The sequence below is a fragment of the Methyloceanibacter sp. genome (genome assembly GCF_058506495.1).
Genome location: NZ_JBZMXT010000112.1, coordinates 1 through 5,437, shown reverse-complemented (window position 1 = coordinate 5,437; position 5,437 = coordinate 1). Strand labels below are relative to the sequence as shown.

Sequence of the window (5,437 nt, the reverse complement as noted above, 5' to 3'; positions counted from 1 at the left end):
GTCGGTCGGGCGCCTCATCATATGCATGGATTATTGGTGCCGCATTGGTACGCACGCCGCGGACTGCTCTCGGCCTGTCCTGCAGGGTAGACGCAAGTTCATCATCCGTGAGCCGCATGAGGTCCTGCGGGTCACGCGACAAGTCGAAAACCAAAACTTCCGAACGATTCTCAGGATTGGGGCCGATCGCTGTGACCATCCATGAGTAGGGCCGAGCGTAGTAGAAGTCGGTAAGGGCGAAGACCTCTTCGCCCAGCACATAGTCCATGACGGCCTGCTTCTGGGCGAAACGTTTGAAGTTTTCCCACAGCAGCGGAGCACGATCCGCAATCAGGGAACATAAGTAAATCGTCGCTTCCACATCACCCAAGGCGTCATGAGCGTGTTCATGGGCGAAGCCATTTGCCGGCGCCAACTGGTCCAGCTTGAAAATTTGCCGACCACGCCCGTTGATAGGGATACTAAGTGCATTGGGCATACACAGGGCTACGGCCTGGACCATGCGCAGACAGTCCGTGCGACAATTTCCGTTGGTATTGGTCAGATACGGCGCATGAAGCGTTTTGTAGAAGGCCTGCCTCAGAAGATGCTCATCGAAGCCAAGCGAGTTGTGGCCGATAAAGACCGCGGGCGACCACGCCTCGAGCTTTTCTCTAATCGCTCGCACCATCTCGAAATGGCTAACGAGCGAAGGGTCCGTGAGCTGCTCGACGGTCACACCCGTTACGCGCATGGCGCCAGGTGACACGGCGATGTCGGGCAGCACACGGCAGCGGATCTCGAAACGCTCCAGCTCACGAAGTTGATCGTCCGTTCTTATCGCGCCGAACTGGATAATCTGGTCGAAGGTGGTGTTCTTGCCTGTCGTTTCCGTGTCGTAGAAAACAAAGGTCATGATCCCCTACCCTCCCAAGCGCCTGCCGCTCTCCTGCTCGATCGATGCACGCTGGCAAAGCGCAACGTGCGATGCCAGCCAAAGGCCGCACCCTTTTCCAAAGCGACGTTCCTCACGAGCTCTTTCGCCGCATCTGCATTCGCGACCAGAACCAGGATTTCCTCCGCCAAGGGCCCGGGCTTCGAGCCACGCACCGGCGTGACCGACTTAGCTCTGATTCGCCGACGATGTAACGATAATGCCGTCCACGTGCCTCCCCGCGCGGCCCTGACGGGCCGCCAAAATACGTCCAGCTCTGGTCGCTAACCGGTTGCCTAACGTCAGAGGTCCGGAACGTGCCGGCAGGTGACATCACTCCTTCGGGCCCACGAGCTGACGCACCTCAATGTCTCGACGCCATCGTGTTGTCACACAGGCAAGCGATTTGAGTTTTGGCTGCGATGTTCATCGAGTCACAGACTATTTTCCGGGAGATTATCGAATGAAACTACTAACCAAAGCTCTGTTTCTCGTTTTAGCCTTGCACGCCGCCCCCGCTATTGCGCAGGAAGCGCCCGTAGCCGGCACAGCCATTTTGGGCGTACAGGTCGACGTGAAAGGCGTCTCCGCTACGGGCTACCGAGCAACTAAATTGCTTGGATCGGAAGTCTACAATGACCAAAACGAAAAAGTAGGCAAGCTTGATGATCTGATCGTCGCTGGCGATGGGCAAGTCACACTTGCCGTCCTCTCGGTCGGCGGATTTCTTGGCATCGGGGCCAAGAATGTCGCTGTACCCATTCAGCTTTTCAAAGCAGGCGGGAGAGGCAAGATCCTTCTTCCAAAAGCTACGAAGGACGAGTTGAAAGGGATGCCCGAGTTCAAGTACGCACAGAAATAAGTACCGCAAAGTCCAGTATAAGCAGAGACGAAGTGTGGATACCTTGGTCCGGCGGTCACGATAGCGAGGTTTTTCGTTGTCGGACTCTTGACCTTCCCGAGCCTCAAAGAAGCTTTGGTCGCGCCACTCATCTGGATCTTCGTGAACACGTTGAAGGGCTCGTTCATTACGCCCATCATTATCGGGTACCGCTACACCCTCAACCACTTCCTTGTCTTCCCGTCGACCGCTTTCTGGTCTTGGATGTTGGGCCCTATGGGAGCATTGCTTGCAGTCCCATTGCTCATCTCAGCCTCTGTCCTGCAACGACATCTTTCGTCACACTCGACGACCCTAGCCTCATAGGGCTGCGTGCACTGATGCCCCTTTCGGGTCACTGGCCGATATTGTCGCGAAGATCGGGCAAGTCTGTCTTAAAGCCATAAGCCGACCTCCTCGGCCTACCGATTGAGGTCCTCTCCGTGCCAAAAGCGAACAGCCCTAGAAACGGTGGCTCAATAGATCAGTGACGCGCGCGCCGACTACAGATTAGTGCGAGAATGGAAAGGTTTACAGCGGGCGCTAACGCGGCCAGCGTCGGCCAAAGCGGCTCCGGGAAGACATCGAGCATTTGGTTCCAAGGTAACCCGAGGGGCACCAAGAAGACGCCAGCTAACGGTCCGGATGGACTTCCGAAAAGACCGAAAGTGCCGATAATGAAGAGCCCCAGCGCCAGCGCATAAAGAGTGGCCAAGCCGATCAATGTATAACGACAGGCGCAGTGCATTTGTATGCCAATGAGTTTACCCACCGCTACTTGGTAGGGACCTAGGTGGCCCCTTGTCCGTTATGGACACGATTTAGGCACCCGTCACTGTTTTCGCGGGGGACCATTCAGCCGCTTGTTTGCCGAACAGCCCCCGCATTTGCGAGTCTGCATTGTGCGTCATCGCTAAAGCGTATGCGCGCGCTTGTGCGAGGGATTGCTCGAATATGGCTAAGTCATCACTGCATATGCGGCCAGGAAGCTGAGGCAGAAAAACAGCATCGCCCAATACAGTAGCGCGTCAACTCGCACCCTTGTCCGTTTCTTATGCACGAAGGTCATTTGAGCCACCATCACATTCTGCTTGCCGTTTTTGGAAGGCAGCAATCACACAGTTTTCTTGTAGGGCATTCTCGTAGTCCGCACCGTACTTGCGATCCAAGCAAGACCTTGCGTCCCTGATTGAGGAAAAGGTGACTGGCAACCTCGTTCCCGGAAGCAGGCGCAGCACGGGGAACGACTCTACGGCGCAGGCATCCGATGCCCATTCCGACAGAATGGCGCGCTTCTGACTGATGCCCAATGAAGGATCGTCTACAACTTCGTGTGGGAACGTGAACGAGTGGCGTTGGCTCAGAGTTATCGTAGTCATCTTTGTCTCCCGACAGCTTCCTCCAATAGCCGCTAAGAAACGGAGCCGGCCCGTATTTGATCAATGGGCGGTCGGCCCAGTGTCTTCCGTACGCTAATCAATTGGTCGATCATTTCGCGTCGTCAAGTGGCAAATTGAAGAATTTCTTGCGAGAAATATTGATTTTTTACAATGAGTTACGCTCCCGATTTCCCTAGCGTAAGGCCTCTGCAGGCAAGCGGTGGCTCCTTGACAGATCTACGGCCGCCGCTTCGACGTTGTGAAGGGGCCAGAGGCGTCGTCAGACGGACCCCGACAGCTATCAACCCAACTATTTAGAAGTCAGTCCGATACGCGACAGAGCGGCTTAAGCGTAAGCAGGCCATCACTCTGCTGACCGGCCTTCACCGGACAGCTAACGTTTCTGGCCTGTGAGGTATGGTCTGCCACGCTGGCCGATATCGAAGCGACGTTCTCCCGCCTGCGGGACCCTAGTTCGGCAGCCCGTATTTCAAGTCGTCCAAGGTCATCACAGGCACAATATCGATGGCCGCATCGAGGGCAGCCATCAGCGACTCGTTTAGTTGGGCCAGCTGCGCCTGATCGGTCTCCTCAAAAAAGACGTAACCGCCTCGTTCGCCGTTGATCATCGTGAAGTAAGCAGCCTCCGCATCTGTCGCTTGGACGAGGCTTTCGATGGCATGCTCTAGACGCCCATCCTTGGCGGCAGCATTGCCGCGCTCAACCGGAATCGTGAATTTCATCATGAATAGCATCGCGAAAAGCTCTTCTTTTGTCTTTCGCGCCTCGGCGGACAGATGCACATACATCCGCTCTATGTGATTACGGAGATCGGCCCATTTGCCGAGGCAGCCTGCCACAGGGAATTGGGGCGTCTGCCGAAGCCGACGCCCCGTGTGTTCCGTTCGTGCCTCGACTAGTCTTACTCGTCGGAGTCTCCCTCTTCAGACTCCTGCATTGCATCCTCACCCGAGGGAGAGTCATCCATCATTTCATCGTCGGCCGGTTCTTCCTCCATCATGCCATCATCGGCCGGAGCCTCGTCCATCATACCTTCGGCCTCCATCATCTCGTCTTCAGCCTGCGCTAGTTCTTGCGCATTCGAAACGGATGACGGCGGGGCGAACCCAAGCAGCAACGCTGCGCTAAAAGCAAACGCACTAACGAGCTTGAGCATTTCTGGTTTTTCCTTCTCATGAAGCCATGGCCTACTGCCACGCAACCGAGAATAGGGGGCTAAAAATTACCGGGTTGCAATGAAAATCGTTCACCCCAAACCCACCCCGCCAGTCTCGATGTCGGGGCGTAAGAACATCGACCGATTGGGGTCATCAGCGGACATCAGGACGCGACGTAGCGGCAACCGCTTTCCACCCGTAAGCCATTACACTCGGCCTCGGCAATAGTGTCGCCAAGTTCAAGGAGCGGATGTTAGCGGCGGGTTTGCCCGCGCAGGCAGAGCTTAGCAGCTCGGTGTCGCCAGTGTAATAGATTAGCCCTCGGGCCTACGTTTCGGTCCATCCTCACACTGCCAGTCCGCAACCTGCTCGAGCGCCTCTGCAGCGGCATCTCCGCTGTCCATGCAGTCGTCCAGTGAGAGAAACCCTGGCATGTGCAACGGCTGACCCGTTGTGAGAGACAACACGAGCGTGATTGTGGGGATCAGCCCCTCGGCCATCACTTAGCCTCCATATTGTTTTGAAGCCGTGCACTACCCAAGCAATCCCGAACCCGGCTAACCAAATGACAGGCAGGCCCAGCAGTGCCCATCCCAAGTTTTGAAGCATCCGAGCCTCAACCGATGCATTCAGTTCGAGAAAATTGGCATCACAGTGACCGTACTCGCCGAGTTCCCTGTTGGACTTGTGGTATTCATCATTGAGCAGGCTGTTCAATTCACGCAGCCACCGTGCATCAGCGTTCACCCAGAACCAAGCCCCGATGCAATAGACGACGGAGGCAACAATCCCGAGCCTTATCCATTCATACGTTGCTTTCCTCCCTCAACGCGCAGTAAGCCTCCGCAGTTCTGGTTCCAAGACGCAAATCTCGGCGACGTTTTTCTTGACATGAAGGTCTATCGGTTTTTCTCGCCTGCGTATCCCTGTGACTCCCGCTGCGGCGGCTATGAAGGCCTTTTGGTGAGAACAGTCGAAAAAGATTGAAGGTCCACTTACCCGCATGTGCTGAGTGCAGCAGACAAAAAAGCCCCGGCGTTTCCACCGGGGCAGTCATCTATGGAACGACGCGACAACCCGCTAGGAG

General features: G+C 55.9%; 7 protein-coding genes and 1 pseudogene. 2 read left to right on the top strand and 6 right to left on the bottom strand.

Annotation, left to right across the window (positions count from 1 at the left end):
* Positions 1 to 895: exonuclease domain-containing protein (locus tag AC33YF_RS12635; RefSeq protein WP_491777564.1), on the bottom strand; the 895-nt coding region annotated here is incomplete at its 3' end.
* Between the two features lie 481 nt (positions 896 to 1,376).
* Between AC33YF_RS12635 and AC33YF_RS12630 the strand changes: the two genes are divergently transcribed.
* Positions 1,377 to 1,775, top strand: coding sequence for a PRC-barrel domain-containing protein (locus AC33YF_RS12630; RefSeq protein WP_491777563.1), 399 nt, complete (start codon positions 1,377 to 1,379; stop codon positions 1,773 to 1,775).
* A gap of 51 nt (positions 1,776 to 1,826) precedes the next feature.
* Positions 1,827 to 2,120 (top strand): annotated as a pseudogene (locus AC33YF_RS12625) (AI-2E family transporter); the annotation flags it as partial.
* Between the two features lie 157 nt (positions 2,121 to 2,277).
* Here AC33YF_RS12625 and AC33YF_RS12620 read toward each other — a convergent pair.
* From AC33YF_RS12620 to AC33YF_RS12600, 5 genes are all read right to left on the bottom strand, one after another.
* A complete protein-coding gene (locus AC33YF_RS12620) occupies positions 2,278 to 2,517 on the bottom strand; it encodes a hypothetical protein (protein WP_491777562.1) in 240 nt (79 codons plus the stop codon).
* A gap of 328 nt (positions 2,518 to 2,845) precedes the next feature.
* A complete protein-coding gene (locus tag AC33YF_RS12615; protein WP_491777561.1) occupies positions 2,846 to 3,172 on the bottom strand; it encodes a hypothetical protein in 327 nt (108 codons plus the stop codon).
* Positions 3,173 to 3,642: 470 nt separating this feature from the next.
* Entirely contained in the window at positions 3,643 to 4,032 is a 390-nt protein-coding gene (locus tag AC33YF_RS12610) for a hypothetical protein (RefSeq protein ID WP_491777560.1), read from the bottom strand.
* Between the two features lie 62 nt (positions 4,033 to 4,094).
* On the bottom strand, positions 4,095 to 4,349 hold the full coding sequence (locus AC33YF_RS12605) for a hypothetical protein (protein ID WP_491777559.1): 255 nt from the start codon (positions 4,347 to 4,349) through the stop codon (positions 4,095 to 4,097).
* A gap of 315 nt (positions 4,350 to 4,664) precedes the next feature.
* Entirely contained in the window at positions 4,665 to 4,850 is a 186-nt protein-coding gene (locus AC33YF_RS12600) for a hypothetical protein (protein ID WP_491777558.1), read from the bottom strand.
* Between the last annotated feature and the right edge of the window lie 587 nt (positions 4,851 to 5,437).